At 48.6% G+C, this 19,410-nt stretch carries 17 protein-coding genes; 4 read left to right on the top strand and 13 right to left on the bottom strand.

Annotated features, from left to right (window positions below):
* Positions 1-42: 42 nt before the first annotated feature.
* From V7S65_RS04690 to V7S65_RS04725, 8 genes are all read right to left on the bottom strand, one after another.
* Positions 43-1,185 (bottom strand): FAD-dependent oxidoreductase, encoded by a 1,143-nt coding sequence (locus V7S65_RS04690; protein WP_336386056.1) that lies wholly within the window; start codon positions 1,183-1,185, stop codon positions 43-45.
* Between the two features lie 13 nt (positions 1,186-1,198).
* On the bottom strand, positions 1,199-1,795 hold the full coding sequence (locus V7S65_RS04695; protein WP_079467981.1) for a TetR/AcrR family transcriptional regulator: 597 nt from the start codon (positions 1,793-1,795) through the stop codon (positions 1,199-1,201).
* Between the two features lie 129 nt (positions 1,796-1,924).
* Positions 1,925-2,920 (bottom strand): S1C family serine protease, encoded by a 996-nt coding sequence (locus tag V7S65_RS04700; RefSeq protein ID WP_336386055.1) that lies wholly within the window; start codon positions 2,918-2,920, stop codon positions 1,925-1,927.
* A 365-nt stretch (positions 2,921-3,285) separates the two neighbouring features.
* A complete protein-coding gene (locus V7S65_RS04705; protein ID WP_079467979.1) occupies positions 3,286-3,546 on the bottom strand; it encodes a hypothetical protein in 261 nt (86 codons plus the stop codon).
* A gap of 18 nt (positions 3,547-3,564) precedes the next feature.
* The gene (locus V7S65_RS04710) at positions 3,565-4,203 is read right to left on the bottom strand and encodes a hypothetical protein (protein WP_336386054.1); all 639 of its coding nucleotides are present in this window, start codon (positions 4,201-4,203) and stop codon (positions 3,565-3,567) included.
* A 20-nt stretch (positions 4,204-4,223) separates the two neighbouring features.
* A complete protein-coding gene (locus tag V7S65_RS04715; RefSeq protein ID WP_336386053.1) occupies positions 4,224-6,206 on the bottom strand; it encodes a TonB-dependent receptor plug domain-containing protein in 1,983 nt (660 codons plus the stop codon).
* Between the two features lie 97 nt (positions 6,207-6,303).
* Positions 6,304-6,996 carry a LytR/AlgR family response regulator transcription factor gene (locus tag V7S65_RS04720; RefSeq protein WP_336386052.1) on the bottom strand — a complete coding sequence of 231 codons (693 nt, stop codon included), beginning with the start codon at positions 6,994-6,996 and terminating at the stop codon, positions 6,304-6,306.
* Positions 6,993-8,015 carry a sensor histidine kinase gene (locus V7S65_RS04725; RefSeq protein ID WP_336386051.1) on the bottom strand — a complete coding sequence of 341 codons (1,023 nt, stop codon included), beginning with the start codon at positions 8,013-8,015 and terminating at the stop codon, positions 6,993-6,995. The genes V7S65_RS04720 and V7S65_RS04725 overlap by 4 nt, the downstream gene beginning before the upstream one ends.
* A gap of 207 nt (positions 8,016-8,222) precedes the next feature.
* On the opposite strand from V7S65_RS04725, the gene V7S65_RS04730 reads away from it, so the two are divergent.
* From V7S65_RS04730 to V7S65_RS04745, 4 genes are all read left to right on the top strand, one after another.
* Entirely contained in the window at positions 8,223-9,674 is a 1,452-nt protein-coding gene (locus V7S65_RS04730) for an alpha-L-fucosidase (protein ID WP_336386050.1), read from the top strand.
* Positions 9,675-9,806: 132 nt separating this feature from the next.
* Complete coding sequence (locus V7S65_RS04735) at positions 9,807-11,948, top strand: outer membrane protein assembly factor BamB family protein (protein WP_336386049.1); 2,142 nt, start codon at positions 9,807-9,809, stop codon at positions 11,946-11,948.
* Positions 11,949-11,982: 34 nt separating this feature from the next.
* The gene (locus V7S65_RS04740; RefSeq protein ID WP_336386048.1) at positions 11,983-12,897 is read left to right on the top strand and encodes a sugar phosphate isomerase/epimerase family protein; all 915 of its coding nucleotides are present in this window, start codon (positions 11,983-11,985) and stop codon (positions 12,895-12,897) included.
* 23 nt (positions 12,898-12,920) lie between these two features.
* Positions 12,921-14,696 carry an SGNH/GDSL hydrolase family protein gene (locus V7S65_RS04745; protein WP_336386047.1) on the top strand — a complete coding sequence of 592 codons (1,776 nt, stop codon included), beginning with the start codon at positions 12,921-12,923 and terminating at the stop codon, positions 14,694-14,696.
* A 388-nt stretch (positions 14,697-15,084) separates the two neighbouring features.
* Here V7S65_RS04745 and V7S65_RS04750 read toward each other — a convergent pair whose 3' ends face one another.
* From V7S65_RS04750 to V7S65_RS04770, 5 genes are read right to left on the bottom strand one after another with little or no spacing between them, the layout of a single operon-like run.
* Positions 15,085-15,855 carry a LytR/AlgR family response regulator transcription factor gene (locus V7S65_RS04750; RefSeq protein WP_111578681.1) on the bottom strand — a complete coding sequence of 257 codons (771 nt, stop codon included), beginning with the start codon at positions 15,853-15,855 and terminating at the stop codon, positions 15,085-15,087.
* Positions 15,852-16,928, bottom strand: coding sequence for a sensor histidine kinase (locus tag V7S65_RS04755; protein ID WP_336386046.1), 1,077 nt, complete (start codon positions 16,926-16,928; stop codon positions 15,852-15,854). Before V7S65_RS04755 ends, V7S65_RS04750 begins: the two co-directional genes overlap by 4 nt.
* Positions 16,929-16,946: 18 nt before the next feature.
* Complete coding sequence (locus V7S65_RS04760; protein ID WP_111578679.1) at positions 16,947-17,921, bottom strand: NAD-dependent epimerase/dehydratase family protein; 975 nt, start codon at positions 17,919-17,921, stop codon at positions 16,947-16,949.
* 9 nt (positions 17,922-17,930) lie between these two features.
* Positions 17,931-18,734 carry an SDR family NAD(P)-dependent oxidoreductase gene (locus V7S65_RS04765; RefSeq protein ID WP_336386045.1) on the bottom strand — a complete coding sequence of 268 codons (804 nt, stop codon included), beginning with the start codon at positions 18,732-18,734 and terminating at the stop codon, positions 17,931-17,933.
* Positions 18,721-19,356, bottom strand: a complete 636-nt coding sequence (locus V7S65_RS04770; RefSeq protein ID WP_079467963.1) for an START domain-containing protein — start codon at positions 19,354-19,356, stop codon at positions 18,721-18,723. Before V7S65_RS04770 ends, V7S65_RS04765 begins: the two co-directional genes overlap by 14 nt.
* Positions 19,357-19,410: the final 54 nt, after the last annotated feature.

The following is a 19,410-nucleotide window of genomic DNA, read 5'->3' on the forward strand; positions in this document are numbered from 1 at the left end:
GCAAAGCAGGGATTCTGTTATTATGCATAATTAGTGACCAAGTTACCCCACTATCCTCATCATAAAATCAACCGCATCTTCCGAATGCAACGCTGCCGTCGACTCCATCGTTATTCTCGCTGTTTCACCAGCTCTTGCGCGCATTTGTTTCTCATACGCAGCAATAGCAGAATGAACATCCGGGAAATTTTCCCCGGTAAGGCAGCGGCCTAATTCAAGGGCATCCAGCATCGCCATATTCACGCCTTCGCCGGCGTAAGGAGGCATCAGGTGGGCGGCGTCGCCGAGCATAGTAAGATTGGGCAGTGCGTTCCATGTTTGATCAAAGGGCATGCAGTATTGCGGGCGTGGTATGAAACTGGCGTTGGCATTTTCAAACAGTTCCAGCCAGATATTATCCCAACCGGTAAAGGTTGCTTTAAACCAGGCTAATACCTGTGTTTTATCTGAGAAGTTGATGTTACTGGTTTTATACCAGTTTTCATCAGTATTTACGCCGGTATAAAACGCCAGGCTGCCGTCTCCTTTGGAACTTACGATTAATGATTGCGCATCACCGAGTGCAAATACTTTCCCTCCTTTCACGAGTGCGTTTATGTTTGGGCACATCGTTGATGCATCATACACCGCGCCTTCCACAACGGTAACGCCTGCATAAAAAGGCTGGATGGGCGTGATATACGGACGGATCTTTGAATTGGCGCCATCTGCTGCAATCACGATGTCTGCAATGGCAGTGCTACCGTTTTTAAAGGTGAGTTGCCAACCGTGCTGGTGTGGCAACATAGATACAAACTGGCTGTCCCATACAACGGTGTCGGGCTCCAGTGAATCCAGCAGTATTTCTTTGAGGGGGCCGCGGTCTATTTCCGGGCGCGACCTGTCTTCTCCGCCGTTTTCATGGTCATCGAGAATAATGGCCGCGTGTTTATCAACGATGCGCAGCCGGTCGGCGCCGGGGCGGTAGCTGGCCCTGAATGCGTCCATCAGTCCGGCTTCTTCCAGTGCTTTTAATCCTGATTCTTCGTGAAGGTCCAGTGTGGCGCCCTGTACGCGTGCTTCCCGGTTAACGTCCCTTTCGTATACTGTTACGGCTGCGTTGTTCATCTGCAGGATCCTGGCCAGTGTTAATCCACCGGGGCCTCCGCCTACGATGGCTATTTTTTTGTGTTGAATGATGCTCATGTTGATGTTTGTTTTATTTCAGCATTCCTTTGATTACTGCTTCGCAGCAGTCGAGTATCACTTTCTCTGTGATGATTTGTTTAGGTCTTTCTGTATAATCAAAATATTCATTGACCAGTTCCAGCAGGGGAGCGAATAATAAGGCCCGGTATATATCCTGGTGGAAGTTGCGGACTACGCCTTGTTTTACCTGTTGTTTAAAGAACTGGTGGATGGGTTTAAAATATTGTCCCTGTTCAATGTTTGCCTGTTGATATGCTTTGTTGAGCAGGGGAGAAGTTTTCCCGTTCTGAAGCAATGCAAAATGCGTCCTGTTACGGGTGAGGTAGCGGAAGCTGTTTTGCCACAGCTTTTTAACGCCTGTGGCAAAGTCCATGCTGGCGTGAAAGTTTTCCAGCACGGCTGTTTCATAGGGGCCCAGTACTTCTTCAATAAATAATTTTATCAGGAGATCTTCTTTGTCTTTGTACTTTATATAAATCGTTCTGGGCGATATGTTGGCTGCCTTCGCCAGCTTCTGCATGGTGAGGTTTTCCAGTCCCTCTTCGGCAATGATCTGCAATGCAATGGTGCGGATGGCTTCCTCTTTCTCCAGGTTTTTAGGTCTCATATGGTGATCTGTTACTGCAAAGTAAGTAAATGTTTGTTTATTTATGAAATATTTCTTCCGGGAGACAATAAAAAAAGCTGCCCCGGAACATCCCTGTTCCGGAACAGCCTCATCTTTCAGGTGCCACTATTAATTTTTTATTTCGCCGGGAATTACTTCCACTGTCTGTTTCCTGCCGCCCCGGAGTATGTCTACCGGGATCTTTCTGCCGATTTGTTTATCGGATAATAAAAGATGCAGGTCATCTACGGAAGTAACCGGTTTGCCATCAAAGGCAATAATGATATCGCCGATATGCAGTTCGCTGTTATAGAAGTTGCCATCCGGAACGGTTTCAAACACGTATACACCCGTGTGAGTATTGAGTTTGTTGGCGCCAATCATCCTGCTGCTGAGGTTTACCGGTTGTGCAGCGATGCCCAGCTGCGCCCGCCGGATCTTTCCGTGCAGGATCAGCTGACCGGCAATCTGTGCGGCCAGGTTGGAGGAAATGGCAAAGCAAAGTCCCTGTGCAGATGCGATAACGGCGGTATTCACGCCAATTACCTGTCCCATAGAGTTGACCAGCGGGCCGCCGCTGTTGCCCGGATTAAGCGCAGCATCGGTCTGGATCACGTTGTCGATCAGCCGCCCATTGCTGGCCCGGAGCGTACGTCCTAATGCGCTCACCACGCCTGCGGTAACGGTGTACTGCAATCCCATCGGGTTACCAATGGCAATCGCAATTTGTCCTACCTGCAGCATGGAGGAGTCTGCCAGCGGCATCGCTTTCAACCCCGTTTCGTCGATCTTCAATACGGCAATATCCGTGGAGGGGTCGGCCCCCTTGATCTCTGCGTTTACCCGCCTGCCGTCTACAAACGACACTTTAATACTGTCGGCGTTTTCCACTACGTGGTTATTGGTAATGATAAAACCATCAGAAGAAATAATGAAGCCGGAACCGGTGCCTCCCTGCGCACGCCTTTCCCGCGTTCGCTGGTCGCTTACCTTCTTCTTTACTTCTATATGTACCACCGATTCGGCTACAGTACCCACTACGCCGGTAACGGTTTGAGAATAGGCATCTAATAAACTCCTATCGTTCGACGCCTGATGCGTAAGAAATGAAATTGAGTTATCCATAATAACCCAGCGGCTCAAATTTATTTCCAGATTATTGCAGATGCCGTTTTGGCATCTGATGGGCCGGCTTTATGCCATCTTTACTTTTTGAGCACTTGAAAATTATAGTTATTGAGCTATTTTGACGGGGAATGTTTTTCGTCTAATAAGGAACTATGCCGGCAATTGATTTACAGGCACTGTGGGATGCGGTTTATAGGGCAGACGATCAGCAAAGACAACCTGGCCGTATTACCATCTGCCCTGGATACAAAAAACTATGTCTGGGAAGGCTACCACCGTCAAGACCTGGCTCGCTTTGGTAAACCAGGAATATAAATTATAAAAAAAGCAGGACCGGCTATTATAGCCGGTCCTGCTGGTTTTTACGGACGGGGTATTTCTGTTTTTACCTCACGTCCATGCTTGCACCACGGATCATTATTCCCATTATTCCACTGGCGTATAGCCATGCGGGTGAGTAGCACATTGGCCGCGATGAATAATACAATCACCAGTATAGAAGCTACTTTAGTGATAGTGCGAAGGGCCGGCTTTTTCGAAAAGCCGCCAAAAACATAACCGATAATAAATACCATGCTGGCAGCAAACAGCACACGCAGCAGGATAATAATCCCAAGTCCCATAATCATTCTTTTTAAAGGTTATTTAATTTTCGCCAGTAACTGCTGGTCGTCAGCCCGGCCCCAGTGCGGGTACACATCTGTTCCGGGAGTTCCCAGCTTTTGCAGGCTTTCTGTAGCCAGTTTCTTTGCCTGTTCCTTATCGCCACCCCACATTCTGGGAGTGTAGTATTTTACCCACGCCGATACATACAATGCCCGCGGATTGCCGGGTTCGAGCGCCAGCGCTTTTTGCAGCATCTGTCCGGACAGTACGCCGTATTTGCGGCCATACGTCATTGGATTGATGAATACTTTGGTGCGGTATACCATGCTCAGCACGGTGTATACTTCTGCCAGCTCCTTCTTTTGGGTAGTACTGTCGAGCAGTGAGAGCGCCTGCTTTGCCAGCGCTTCCCCACGGTCGGCAAAAGGCTCTATCTTTTCACCGTCATCCTGCAGGAGGAATCCGATCTTAGCATTACACAATGCTGCATAGTAAGGAGGCAGCCATGCAGGTTGATCGCTGATACCGGAAAATGTTTTCTCCAGCACCTGGTAGTCTTTTACGGTTTGTGCCTGATCCAGTTTGTTCACGGCCTGTTGTAATGCGCCGGATTGCGCCATCCCACTGTAATAGCCTACTGCCACGAGAAGTACACAGATAAATAACTTTTTCATGTTGATGTGTGTTTAGTGTTTTATAAATTATTATTAAGAAAGTCGTCGGTACGGTCTATACCAAAACTCATAAATACGCCGATGAAATAACCGCGTGTAGCCGGCAGCGTTACAGGCTCCCTCAATAGTCCGTTTGCGCTGTATTGATACCCGAACACCTGTTTGGTGCCAAAGAGGTTATTAACCCCCATCGCAAAGCCGGAGAAATCTTTCCACTTCCGGTTTTTAAAGAAGGAGCAGAGGTAAGCTATATGCAGGTTAGCGATGTTATACGCCTTAGTAGTACCCTGATCGGTAATGCCGTGTGTATTGATATGGTAGTAGGGGCGTCCTGCTGCCAGCGCCCAGGAAACATTCACATTGGTGCTGATCTCCCGGAAAAACTTTTTAACAGCCACGGTAGTAGTATGCGGCGCTGTAAAGGATGGCCGGAGGGCGTAAGGATAATCAAGATAATTGCGTTTGGTATCCAGGTAGGTATACGTTATCCAATAGTCGAGGTCCTTGACACTTTTTTTATCCCGCCAGAAAAGTTCCAGTCCCTGCGCATAGCCGTTCCCGTTATTACTCAGCGTGGGCGTTGTTTTTACCAGGTGGTGGTATTTTTTATAATACAGCTCTGCCCGGAAGAAGCGGTTATTAGCTTTTTTAGTATAGTTCAGCACATAATGGGTAGCGCTGGAAAAGTTGAGATCACGGTACCGGTACAGAAAATCGTTGGCCGGTTCCTGGTAAAAGATGCCATAGGCCAGGTTAAACTGGCTGGCATCGGGCAGGCGGTAAGCAATGCTGAGCCTGGGCGCCACCACCAGCTTACGCAATACAGAAGCGTATTCCATGCGTACACCGGCTTTGGCAGCGAGGTTGGGGGCGAGGTAAATATCGCCTTCCGCAAAAGCGGCCGACAGGTGATCCGTTAATGCAAGGGCGCTGTCGTTAGACATGCCTTTATCACGGGTATAGAAATGTTCGCCGCCAAAACGCAGTGCCTGTCCTTTGGAGAAGAAGCGGGTGAATACAACCCTGGCCTGTGCAAAATCGGTGCGGATCGTTCTGTTGCCTGTTTTATAAGGGAGAGATGAAACGGCGGTATTGCCTTTCGCATCCGTGAGACTGTTGGCCGTTGCTTCCCGGTTATAGCTGTACACCGCGCCGAGGTCCATTTTCCAGTTGTTGTTCAGGTAGCTGCGGAAGCTGAGGTTATTGTAACTGTTCCAGCCGCGCACCTGGTAACCGGCGTTAAGAGTGGCGCTGTCGATGTCTGGTTTACGCATGCCTACATCGCTGTAGCTCCAGTTGCTGTACAGTTTGAGCATACCTGTTTTGCCGGTACGTATCCTGAAGTTAAAGTTGCCGTCTGCATAAGCGGGCCCGGCGAAGTAGTCAGGTACCTGTGGCACTACGCTGTTGTACAACGATTGATTGCTGTAGTTCAGATTCACGCCATAACTGCTTTTATTATTCTGCGCCAGGTGCTGGAAACCTGCGCCCAGGTTGGCGGGGAACACGCTGAAGCTGGCGGAGGTTTTTTCCGGCAGGTCGGTGCTTTCCATGATAAGCGCGCTGCTCATAGCGGAGCCATATAAAGCAGAGTATCCGCCTGAGCTGAACAGGATGCCTTTGAACAGGAAGGGGTTGATCCGCGCATATTGCGGTACACCGGGAACAGCGGGGTAGTTGGGTGTTTTCAGCAGGGTGCCGTCGATGAACTGCCGGGTTTCATCGCCGGTACCGCCGCGTACAAAAAGCCCGGATTGTTCCCCGATCTGTTGCGCGCCTGGCAGGGAGCGCAGCGCCTGTGAGATATCGGCATTACTGCCTGCTACTGTTACGGCATCAATTGGTGTAAGCGAGGCGCCTTTGGCACGGTCGCTGGCTTCAAAGCTGCCGGCGCTTACCACTACTTCCTGCAGGGGGCGTTTGCTTTTTATAGTGGTGTCCTGTTTGCTTTGCGCAATGGCGGCAAAAGGAAGCAGTGCGATAAAAAATAACCCTGTTTTCATGACGGTTAGTATTATAACCGCAAAGCTACCGGGAAGTATTACTGGTATTTTGAAGAGTAGACGGGAGGGGGAAGTGTTGCGACAAAACGGGAACGGTTCAGGATTGCAGCATCCTGTTTACATTCTCTTTATAGAATTCACTCACGGGTATTTCGATGTTGCCGATGCATACCAGGTCGCGTTTAACGGTCGTAATTTTCTTCACCGCCACGAGGTAGGATTTATGTGTGCGGATAAACGCGCCGGCAGGAAGTTTCTCTTCCATGGCTTTCATGGTCATGCGGGTGAGGATAGGTTTAGCGGTACCGGAGAGGTGTATCTTGATATAATCTTTCAGTGCTTCTATATAGGCAATGTCTGCCGTGAGGATCTTTACCTGTGTGTATTCCACATTTACAAAGAAAGAATGTTCTTCTGCCGGCGCCGGTTTTTTCAGGCGGAACAACTCACTGGCACGGTTACACGCTTTCAGGAAACGTTCAAAGGAAAAAGGTTTAAGCAGGTAATCCACTACCTGCAGGTTAAATCCTTCCAGCGCGTATTCTTCATAGGCAGTAACAAGAATCACCATCGGCGGCTGTTGCAGCGATTGCAGTAGCTGCAGGCCATTCAACCGGGGCATTTGTATATCCAGGAAAATAAGATCAATGGGTTCCTGCTGTAATACCTCCAGCGCTTCCATGGCGTTGCGGCAGGTTTTTACCAGTTGCAGGAAAGGCACCTGCCGGATATTATCTTCCAGCAGCTCCCTTACCAGTTGTTCATCATCTACGGCTATACAACGTATCATGTGAGCTTCAGTGTTAAGGTGATATGAAACAGCGGCGGTTCATCCCTGATCTGCAGCTGATGCCGTTCCGGGTAAAGCAGTTGCAGTCTTGTTTTTACATTTGCCAAACCAATGCCTGAGTTCTCGTCCTTGCTGGCGTTGGGATCATTATCGTACTCATTCAGCACTTCAAAGATAAGTACATCGCCTTTCATCACCAGCTGTATATCAATAGCAGGATGCGGCGTATAGCCGGTACCGTGTTTGAAAGCGTTTTCTACAAATGGAATCAGCAGCATGGGTTCTATAGTATAGTTGCCGGCAGCCTCACTGGTAGACATCTTCACGTTAATGGCCACTTCGCTGCCGAAGCGCAGCTTTTGCAGGGCAATGTAACTGTTGAGATACAGTATCTCCTGGGAAAGCAGCACCTTTTTCCCGGTATCGTACAGCATGTAACGCATCAGGTCGGATAGCATGAGGAGCGCGGGTTCCAGCTGATCGGATTTTTTCCGGGCCAGCGATACCAGGTTGGTAAGTACATTAAACAGGAAATGCGGACTTACCTGCGAACGCAGGAACTTCAGCTCTGAGCTGAGCTGCTCCGCCTGTTGTTCTTTCTGCCGCCTTTCCGCGCGCAGCATATCTGTTACGCGGCAATATACCAGGCTGATAATATAGATACCCACCGACGGGCCAAACACAAATTTATAAGCCGCCAGATCCCGGACCACATCCGGGAACCAGTGTAGCATGATGGCATATTTTAACGGGAAAGATAAAAATACCAGGAGGAATACCGCCGGAAAATAAAGCCACCAGTATCGCCTGTTCCACAGCCTGGGATATAGCACCAGGGCATGAATATAAAAGATAGCCATATGGATAACGCCGGAAATAGTAAAGAACAAACCCGGCAAACTGCCTATCCGGTAGCCGTTGGCTGCGCTGGAAACGATATAGGGCAGCAACAGTATCACACTCCATATAACAATATGCAGCGTGATAGTAATTTTTTTCAGAGAGATATTTTTTTTCATCTGCTGTCCGGATAAAGCTACTGATTTTTATAAAGCTACCCGCATTAACGGCCCTCATAAAGATAGAATAGACGTCCCCGGTAAATGTGCCGGCAACATCCGTAAACAGCGCGACAGGGAAGTATTTATTATATTCAGAGAAAATACCATTATTATGGGTGAACGCAATGATTAATTTTGAGGACGATTAAGATTTAAATTTCTGTTATGATAAAACGCGGTATCGGGATGCTCATTTTGCTGATGAGCGCCTCCCTGGTTTTTGCCCAGCAATATGAAGCCAACTGGAACTCGCTCAACAAACGCGGTATCCCTGCCTGGTTCAGCAACGCCAAGTTCGGCATCTTTATTCACTGGGGTGTATATGCAGTGCCTTCTTATGCAGTAGTTGGCCCCGGTGGTTATTCCGAATGGTACTGGCACAACCTGAGAGGCACCAAAGAAGGCTCCCATCAGCAGGTACAGGCTTTTCATGATAAGAATTACGGGAAAGATACGCCGTATGAAAATTTTGAAAGCCAGTTTACCGCCTCACTGTATAACCCGCAGCAGTGGGCAGAAGTGTTTCGCCGTTCCGGCGCTAAGTATGTAGTGCTTACTTCCAAGCACCATGAAGGCTACTGCCTGTGGGATAATAAGCAGGCTAATGAATCCTGGGGCCATTCCTGGAACGCTGTTACGGGAACGCCTAAACGCGATCTGCTCGGTGATCTTACAGACGCCGTGCGTAAGGAAGGCCTGAAGATGGGCTACTACTATTCCCTGTACGAATGGTTTAATCCGCTTTGGTTAAAAGATAAGCAACGGTATGTAAAGGAAGTGATGACGCCGCAGTTCAAAGACCTGGTGACCCGTTACAAACCTTCCATTATATTTTCAGATGGGGAATGGGAGCTGACAGATACCGCCTGGCAAAGCCCTTCGTTACTGGCCTGGCTGTTTAATGAGTCGCCGGTAAAAAATGAAGTAGTGGTAGATGACCGCTGGGGCAGCAATACCCGTGGTAAAAACAATGGCGCCACCTATCTTACTTCTGAATATGGCAGCGGGATGCAACCCGGTGTTATCTGGGAGGAAAGCCAGGGCATCGGGCAATCGTACGGCTATAACCGTATGGAAACCGCCGACGACTACAAGAAAAGCGCTGACCTGGTGCTGATGCTGGTAGACATTGTATCCAGGGGCGGTAACCTCCTCCTGGACATAGGCCCCACAGCAGACGGTCGTATTCCTGTGATCATGCAGCAGAAGCTGCTGGACATCGGCAAATGGCTGGAGGTAAACGGCGAAGCGATCTACGACTCCAAACCCTGGACAGTAAGCCAGCAGTGGAGCGCCGGCAAACGCCCGGAAACAAAGGAAGCCAGCTTTATGTCGGGTTACAATATTTCCCAGCTGGTGAAAAAATCTGATCAGCATGCCAACGTGGAACTATTCTTCACCCAAAAGCCGGGCGCAGTGTATTGCTTTGTGCCTTCCTACCGTCAGCAGGTATGGATCCGTAACTATACGCCGGCCAAGGGCGTTGTAGCCAGCGTACTGGGCAGCAATAAAGCCATCAGGTGGCAGCAGAAGGGGAAGGATTGCCTGGTAGACCTCTCATCCCTGCACCCCGGGGATGTGCCGGAAGGCTTGCTGGTAGTGAAAATGAAAGGATAATATCTATTACATACCCAGTGCAAAGAGAAGGCAACCTGCCTTCTCTTTGCTATTTTTACCGTTGCCGTAGTTTTCTTAAAAAAGAATTTTAAAAAGTATATTTTTAAAGGTACAGAAATCATTTTCTTTCCGATGCGCTTGAATTTCACCTATGGGTTGATAGTTTCCACGTTATTACTATCCTGCACCTCAAAGAATACTGCTCACCGCACGTGGCAGGTGTATGGCGGCAGCAAGGAAAACATTCACTACAGCGCCTTAACGGAACTGGATACCGGTAATGTTTCACAATTGAAAGTAGCCTGGGAGTACCGCACCGGCGACACCGCAGAACGGACACAGATCCAGGTAAATCCAATAGTGGTGGGCGAAAGACTGTATGGCGTTTCGCCGCAGTTGAAATTGTTCGCCGTACATGCGGCTACCGGTAAGCCTTACTGGACATTTGATCCCGTAAAACCCGGTGAAAAGGCGGCTTTCCAGTTTAACCCCTGCAGGGGCATTACCTATTATGAAAACAAGGGCAAAGAACAACGCATTTTTTATACCGCCGGTGGCCGGCTGTATTGTATAGATGCCCTGAATGGCACGCCTGTAAATGCTTTCGGCGATAGCGGGTACGTGGACCTTCACCGCGATATGGGGCGCAATATGGATCAACTGGATATCACTTCCACCACACCGGGTGTTATTTATAAAGACCTGCTGATTGTAGGAACCCGCGTAGGAGAAGCCGCCGGAGCGGCTCCTGGCTATATCCGCGCTTACGACGTGCATAACGGCCGGCTGAAATGGATTTTTCATACCATCCCGCAGCCGGGTGAAGAAGGCTACGATTCCTGGAACGACAAAGATGCCTGGCAACATACCGGGGGCGCTAACTCCTGGGCAGGTTTCAGTCTTGATGAAGAAAAAGGCATCGTATATGCGCCGGTGGGATCCGCCACCGATGACTTCTACGGAGGCAAAAGACCCGGCAATAACCTGTTCGCCAATTGCGTACTGGCGCTGGATGCCGCCACCGGTAAAAGGATCTGGCATTTCCAGACCGTGCATCATGACTTGTGGGACAGGGACCTGCCCACCGCACCAATGCTGGTAACAGTGAAAAAGGACGGCAAACAGGTGGAAGCAGTGGTACAGGTCACCAAAACAGGATTCATTTTCCTGCTGGACCGCCGTACGGGCCAGCCTTTATACCCGGTAACGGAAACCCCTGTGCCGGCAGACACGGCATTGCCCGGGGAATGGGTGTCGCCCACACAGCCGGTGCCCACTTTTTTTAAACCATTTGTGCGGCAATCGTTGCTGGAGAAAGACCTGAACACACTGATACCGGATTCGTCCTACGCAGATATCAGGGCGCGGCTGGCGTCCTATAAAACCGGCCGGCTTTTCATGCAGGCATCCAAACAGGGCACGGTGATCTTTCCCGGCTTCGATGGAGGCGCTGAATGGGGCGGACCCGCAGCAGATCCGGAAACGGGTGTGATGTATGTAAACGCCAGCGAAATGCCCTGGGTGCTCACGATGGTGGAAACAAAAAACCAGCATGCTCCGGTTACGGAAACACAACTCCAGGCAGGGAAGCGGTTGTATACCGCCAATTGTATGTCGTGCCACGGACCGGAGCGAAAGGGGGGCGGTAATTTCCCATCTCTCTTAAATATCCATACAAAATATACGGAAACAACGTTAACACAACTGGTAAATACCGGCAGGAGAATGATGCCGGCCTTCAAACAACTGGACAGTACCGAACAGCAGGCGCTGGCCGTTTTTTTACTGGATGTAAAGTCGAAACAACAGCAACCGTTTACCGCGTCGCGGAAGAACGTGGATGCATATACGAATTTACCTTACCGCACTACCGGTTATAATAAATTTTTAACGAAAGAAGGATACCCGGCCGTAATGCCGCCCTGGGGCACGCTGAGCGCCATTGACCTTAACACGGGAAAAGTGCTGTGGAAAGACACCCTGGGCGATTATCCCGAACTGAAAGCGAAAGGTATTCACAGTGGTACGGAAAACTACGGAGGACCCGTGGTAACCGCCGGCGGCTTGCTGTTTATTGCAGCTACTGCCGATAGTAAGTTCCGGGCGTTTAATAAAAGAACAGGACAGCTGCTGTGGGAAGTTGATTTGCCCGCCTGTGGCTTTGCCACACCGGCAGTATATGAAGTGGAAGGAAAACAATTTGTGGTGATCGCCTGCGGTGGTGGTAAACTGGGAAAGAAGCCGGGAGATACATACCTGGCATTTGCCCTTTAATAGTAATCATTCAACAACCAAAATATCTTTTATTATGAGCATTTCAAGAAGAAATTTCCTGTTGAAAGGGAGCCTGGCTATCGCCGGCACCGCACTGTTGTCAAAGGATCTGCTGGCTGCCACTGTACGCAAGCCGGTGCTGGGCATACAGCTGTATTCTATCCGTGATGATATGAAAAAAGATCCGTCGGGTACGCTCAAACAGCTCGCCGCCATGGGCTACAAAAATGTAGAACATGCCGGATACAGCAAGCGGAAATTTTATGGTTACTCCGCCAAAGAATTTAAAAAACTCCTGGACGATCTCGGGTTGCTGATGCCAAGCGGACATACCGTAATGGGTAAACAACATTGGGACGCCGCAAAGAATGACTTCACCGACGAATGGAAATATACGGTGGAAGATGCTGCCATCGTAGGACAGCACTATGTGATCAGCCCATGGCTGGATGAAAGCCTGCGTAAAAACTACGACGACTTCAAAGCTTACATGGATGTATTCGATAAAAGCGGCGCCTTATGTAAAAAATCAGGGATGAAGTTCGGCTATCATAACCATGATTTTGAATTCAGCCAGCAACTGAACGGACAAAAGATCTTTGACCTCATCCTGCAGAACACGGATCCTTCCCTGGTAGCGCAGCAGCTGGATATTGGCAATATGTATCACGCCGGCGGTATTGCACTGGATATTATAAAGCAATACCCTGGCCGTTTTGAGCTGATGCATGTAAAAGATGAAATTAAAACAGACAAAGGTGAAATGGGCGGTAAATACGAAAGCACCGTATTGGGCAAAGGTATTATACCAGTGAAAGAAGTAATTGATCTTGGTAAAAAATCAGGTGGTACCAAACACTTTATTATTGAGCAGGAGTCCTACCAGGGACAGGCGCCGTTGGATGCCGTGCGCGATGACCTGGCAGTAATGAAAAAATGGGGCTATTAATTTATAGAAACAACGATTGTGTTATGAAGATGAAAATGATGCCCGCTATTGCGGCGCTGCTGTTATCCGCAGGTATGTGCTTTGCGCAAACACCCCGTGCTTTTAAAACATGGACACCAGCCACTACCGACAGCGTGTATGCGCTGGAAGGGCAGGGATGGAAAACAGGATTAAAAAACTATTACGACCGCCTGCCCGCTATATCAGAAAAAGAAGTACGGCCGCCGGTATGGAACTTGTCTAACAACAGCGCAGGGCTCAGTCTCCGCTTCAGAACAGACGCCGATGAAATAGTGATTAAGTATACCGTTTCCGGCCCTGCTGCTATGCCACACATGGCTGCCACGGGTGTAAGCGGGGTAGACCTCTACGCCAAAAGCATCGACGGACAATGGATGTGGTGCGCCGGGAAATATGACTTCCGTGATACCATCGTATACCGGTTTACACGCCTGAAAAAATACGATCAGCATGTAAAGAATATCGATTACACGCTTTATCTGCCGTTGTATAATTCCGTAAAGTGGTTGTCTGTTGATGTGCCGGCAGAAAGCATGTTGAAACCGCTGCCGGTGCGTAAATCTGCGCCCATTGTGGTATACGGCACCTCTATTGCCCAGGGCGCCTGTGCATCGCGGCCGGGTATGGCCTGGACTAATCTCCTTTCCCGGCAGCTGGAAACGCCCGTGATCAATCTCGCGTTCTCCGGCAACGGCCGCCTCGAGAAGGAAGTACTGGACCGGGTGGCTGAACTGGATGCCCGTCTCTTTGTACTGGATTGCCTGCCTAATCTTACCGGCGCCCAATACGCCGGCGCGGAACTGAAAAAACGTATCACCAACGCCGTTACATTTTTGCAGCAGCAACGCCCCGGCACGCCTATCCTGCTCACGGAACACGACGGGTACACCGACGGTGAAATGGACTCCACCCGCAAAGCCGCGTATACGCAGGTAAACATCACCCTGCGCGAAGTAAGGGACTCCCTGCTGAAAGCCGGCGTGAAAAATATCAGCCTGCTCACAAAGGATGAAATAGGCCAGGACATTGAAAGCATGGTAGATGGCACTCATCCCAACGACATTGGCATGATGCACTACGCTAACGCCTATGCGAAAAAGATCCGTGAAATTTTTCATCAGGAAAGTGGTAACACTGTTACCACTACGCCCATTACACAACGCCGCGATGCCGCTACCTACGACTGGGAAACCAGGCATGAGGAAGTATTGGCCTGGAACAAAGCACACCAGTCAAAAGTGGTGTTCATGGGCAACTCCATTACGCATTTCTGGGGAGGCAATCCCGTAGCGAAAGTGCGTACGGGAACCAGTTCGTGGGACAAATACTTTGAGCCCAAACAGGCCGTGAATATGGGCTTCGGCTGGGACCGGGTTGAGAACGTGTTATGGCGTGTACAACACGGCGAACTGGATGGTATTACGCCGGGCTATATTGTATTAATGATTGGTACCAACAACCTGCAGGCAAATACCGATGAGGAAATTGCGGATGGTATAAAGTACCTGTTGCAGCAAATACAGGCCAGGCAGGGTGCTGCTAAAATTATACTGATGGGCATTCTGCCCCGCCGAAATATGGAAAGCAGGGTAGTACGCATCAACCAGCTGATCGCAAAACGCGCTGCCGGTAAAAATATCCGGTATGTGGATGGAGGAAAACTGTTCCTGAAACCAGACGGAAAAATTGAAGAGCAATTGTTTACCGATGGGCTGCATCCCAATGAAACAGGGTATGAGAAATTAGGCGCCCTGATTAATGACCACCTGAAAATGTAACGCGGATTTTGTCGTTCCCGCTGATTACGCTGATTATACTGATTAGGAGGATTTTATTTTTTCTTTGGGAGATGAGATATTTAAAGATGGGGTGAACAGGAGATAGATAGTACATGCTTTACACATGCTTAGGAGATACATTAGACATGCCTTTGACATGGAGAGGAGGTGGTGTTGATGTGGAGGTGACGTGGACTTGATCGGTAATGCGTTGTTTATCAATGTGCTATGAGGGGTTTTGAGATACCCGTTAGAGGGGGTCTATCACAGAAAGAGACTGGATATCAATTCTTTATGCACATTGTAAAGATAAACGCTTTTCAGCTGAAATTCCAAAAGAAATCAGTAAAATCAGCGTAATCAGCGGGAAAGACAACCTCCGCGGCGATCACCCTGCGGCGCTTTCGCTTTTTCCTTCGAGCCAGTTTTTGAATTCAGAAACCCTTTCACGGCTAATAATAACATCAGTATCAACATCGGGTGCTAATTGAAGAATTAATCTGCTATTGTAATAAGTGGTGATCTTTTTAATGGCATCTATCTGGATAATGAACTGCCGGTTGATGCGGAAAAACTGGTGCTTGTCCAGCAGTTGTTCAATCTGATCGAGAGAATAATCCAGTGGTACCCGCTGATTGGTAATGGTGGTGGCCCAGGTGGTACCCCTCGCAAATTGCAGCCAGGCAATGTCTTTCGCTTTTACATAGATCAGCTGGTTGTTGATCCTGCCGATAAAGCGGGCACTGTCGCGGCGCAGAAACTCTTCCGCGATCCTGCTGATATCTATGGTGTAATTATTGGCCGGCCTGAACTGTTCGTATTTGTTTAAGGCATTCTTTAAATCGTCGGCGTCGATAGGTTTTAGCAAATAATCAATACTGTTTACCTTAAACGCCTGTAGTGCAAAGCCATCATACGCCGTGGTAAAAATGATGGGCGTACGTACTTTTGTTTTGCTGAATATTTCAAAACAGTTGCCGTCAGATAACTGGATATCCATCAGCATCAGATCCACCGGCTGCTGCTGTTCCAGCCACCGGATTCCTTCTTCCACGGAAGTAATAACCGCAACTACCTGTATCGCTGCATTACACTTATGCAGTAACTGAATGAGCCGCTCGGCATTATGCATCTCATCTTCAAAAATAACTATTCTCATGATCCACTGATGATGGGTAATTTTACAATAAACATTTCTGCTGTTTCGCTGATTTCAATATTGCTGTTGCTGATCAGCGCATATCTTTTCTGAATATTTTCAAGTCCTATACCGGAAGAAATTTCCGGGTGAACTTTGGGTCTTCTGTGATTGGATACTACCAGGAAATTGCCATCGCTTTTAATAGTGATCAGCAACGGGTCCTGTGCGGAAAACCGGTTATGTTTGATGGCGTTTTCAATGAGCATCTGCAGGGTTACCGGTGGAATCATCCCTTTGGTTTTTACCTTTTCCGGAATATCGGCGCTGAACTGTATGCTTTGCTGGTGGCGGATATGGATCAGGAAAAGATAAGCATCGAGGAAATCCAGTTCCGTTTGTACGGGTACCAGGTTCTCAAACTTTTTATCAAGAATGTACCGGTATGTTTTGGCCAGCTGCGTAATATAATCGGCGGAAAGGTCCGGGCTTTTATACACCAGGTTGGTCAGTACACTAAGCGAATTAAAAAAGAAGTGCGGATCTATCTGGTTGCGTAACGCATCATATCTTGCCTGGATATTTTCCCGCATCAGTCTTTCTGTTTGCAGCTGGTATTCTTTCCAGCCGGAATAGTAAAAGATGATCCCGTTAAATGTTAAGATCAGCAGGTAAAACATAAACGTGCCGAAGTTCAGGTCGTAGCTGAAGCGGATGAAGCTTTCCCATGCTTCATAGCGGTTAAACAACAGGATGTCGCTCAACGAATAGAAGAGGCCAAACAGGTACGCTACCAGCACACCATATATCAGCAGAACGGTGCAAAGGAACACCAGTTTACCGGATGTGTGTTTGTTCATTGTTTTCCTTTCCACCGTGCGGGCCAGCCAGGCGGCGCCTTCCCAGGCAATAAGACCAAACACCACATAGAACAGGCTGAACATCTGTCCCCTGAAATCCATCATCTGCAAACCTGTTACGAAAGTATGGTCAAAGGATTTGAAGATGATACTGAAGGTATACAGTATCAGTATCCTGGAAAGGTACAGGAACAGTTTGCTGGAGAATAATTTTTCATTTTCCTGGAAGTTCATCTGATGGCTTGTGTATTACTAAATGTAGTTATTTTCCTTAAACCACGTAAATGCGCCTGTAACAGCGGCTTCTACGGGGGTATAGCTGAGCTGCAGTTCCCGTTCCGATTTTTTGCCGGAGTAATAGTTATCGAGGCATAGCATGTAAGCAGTGGTATAATTTAATTTTCCGGAGATGCCCGGCAGGGAACCTATGATACCGGCGGCTTTCAGGATAAATCCCGGGATAGGGACGAGCAGCTGCCGTTTGCCGGAGATCTTTTTCAGCAACCGGAAGAACTCTGCATAGCTGAGGTTCTGACCGGCCAGCAGGTAGCAGTCGCCTGTTTTACCTTTTTCAATGGCATTGATGATACCCCGGCATACGTCTTTGATATGCACAAAGTTTTTACCGCCGGGCGGATAAAAAAGTAACCGGTGTTTCAGTCCGTACAGGATCAGTTTACCGGAGCTGGGTTTCACATCATGCGGCCCTATCATAAAGGTGGGGTTTACCACGATGCCCGGCAGCTGCCTGCTGGCCACCTGTTCCAGCACATATTGTTGTGCAAGGTATTTAGTATTGATATAACCGGAGTTGGCATTGAACAGGGTAAAGCCGTTTAGTTCGTTACCCGGACTGTTTTTATCACCTGGCCCGATGGTATTGGCAGTGCTTACGTAAATAAATTTTTGCACCTTGTGTTCGAGGCAGGCCGCGGTAATATACTTAGTGGCGGTGAAGTTGGTATGTTCATATTCGGCAAATGAAATGCCCCACTGTGCGGTAATACAGGCTGCATGGATCACGATGTCGCAGCCCTTCACAGCTTCATGTACATCATCGTTGTTATTGATGCTCCCATAAAAGATTTCACAGGGGATGTCCTCAATGCCTTTCACATCGGCCGAAGGCCGGATTATAATTTTTATATCAAACCCCATGCGGTATAACTCCCGTGTTAAATTAGAACCGAGAAAGCCATTGGCGCCGGTGATCAGTACTTTTTTCATGAATTTTTTTTAGACAGATAAGCTATATGGGATTTCTTTTTTTACTTCCCTGGATACGATCCTCATCCGGAATGATAGTGGGAGCAACTGCATCAGCACATGATTGATCTTATTCATCAACCCGGGTATGATCACCGGATGCCCGGCCATCGTGCCTTTCAGCGCAATGTGCGCAATATCGGGGGTAGACAGCAGCCCCATTTTTCCTTTGAGTCCCTGGCTGATGATGCGCCGGGAGGTATGGGAGTTGGTCATAATAGGACCTGGGTATATAACGCTTACGGATAAACCGGTACCGGCCAGTTCTTCTTTTAATCCCAGGAAGAAAGACGAGATAAATGCTTTGGATGCAGGGTACACCGTTTTATAGGCAATAGGCGTGAAAGCAGCCATGCTGGCTATATTCATGATATAACTCTGCGGGTGTTTCAGCAGGTGCGGGATCAGCAGGTGGGTAAGTAGTACGGTGCCTCTTACATTGAGCATAATAATATCGTCTATCCGTTCCAGTGAGGTGTGGGTGATGGAAGATGTACCGCCGATGCCGGCATTGTTGATCAGGAAATTGATATCATGGTCGCGGGTAATGATCTGCAGTTGCTGTTTCAGTACGTCGCTGTCGGACAAATCAAATTCAAACACTTTTACGTGGATGTGATATTCCAGTTCCAGGCTCTCCGCTACAGATTGGAGGCGGCTTCCCGGCAGGGCAATGAGGATAATATTCATGCCTTTCCTGGCGCATTGAATAGCGAATTCTTTGCCCAAACCGGAGCTGGCGCCGGTGATGAGCGTATATTTATTGTCTGGCATACGTTTTATTTTCAAGCAGGCTTTTGAATTTTGTCATGGTCCTGAACAGGTTATCATGAATAATAGGATCGGATACCCAGCGGGGAATTTTCTTACTACGGTCGGTGGTGACCATATAAGTGATCTGCAGCTGCCCGTTCCCCAAGGGCGCCATGATCCATTTTCCCCGCGTGCCGGTGATCCGTGTTGTTTTATTGTATAAAGGGAAGCGGTGATCGGTGATGCTTTCAAACGCCACTTCCGCCGCATCGCCGGTCATTTCCTGGTAGCGGTATAGCAGGCAGCAGTCCTGGTCGTCTACCGGCCAGGGGATATCATACTTAATATAAGTGATCCAGTGATGAGGATCGGGAGCTGTGGCTATCCGGTAATCGCTGGCATTGGTATTCCACTCGCGGCCGCGCGCCTGGTCTTTGAAAAGCCCGATCACCGCCGGTATAGCGCATTTCACCTGGAAGATGGTTTTGATCTCCCTTACATTTTCACCACCGGCGCCGGGAATCCATCTTTCATACAACGCGATGGCGTTATCCTGTTTCACCAGTTTGAATTCGCTGGTATCAACGAATAATGACCGGACGAACATCATACTGCTGATCACTAAAACGGAGAGGTGTTGCATACATCATCATTTATTGCAAATATGCCACTGGTATACCGGCCGGCCATTGATTAA

It is taken from the genome of Chitinophaga sp. CCNWYY40 (assembly GCF_037483205.1).
In the GTDB taxonomy this organism is placed as follows: Bacteria; Bacteroidota; Bacteroidia; order Chitinophagales; family Chitinophagaceae; genus Chitinophaga; species Chitinophaga ginsengisegetis.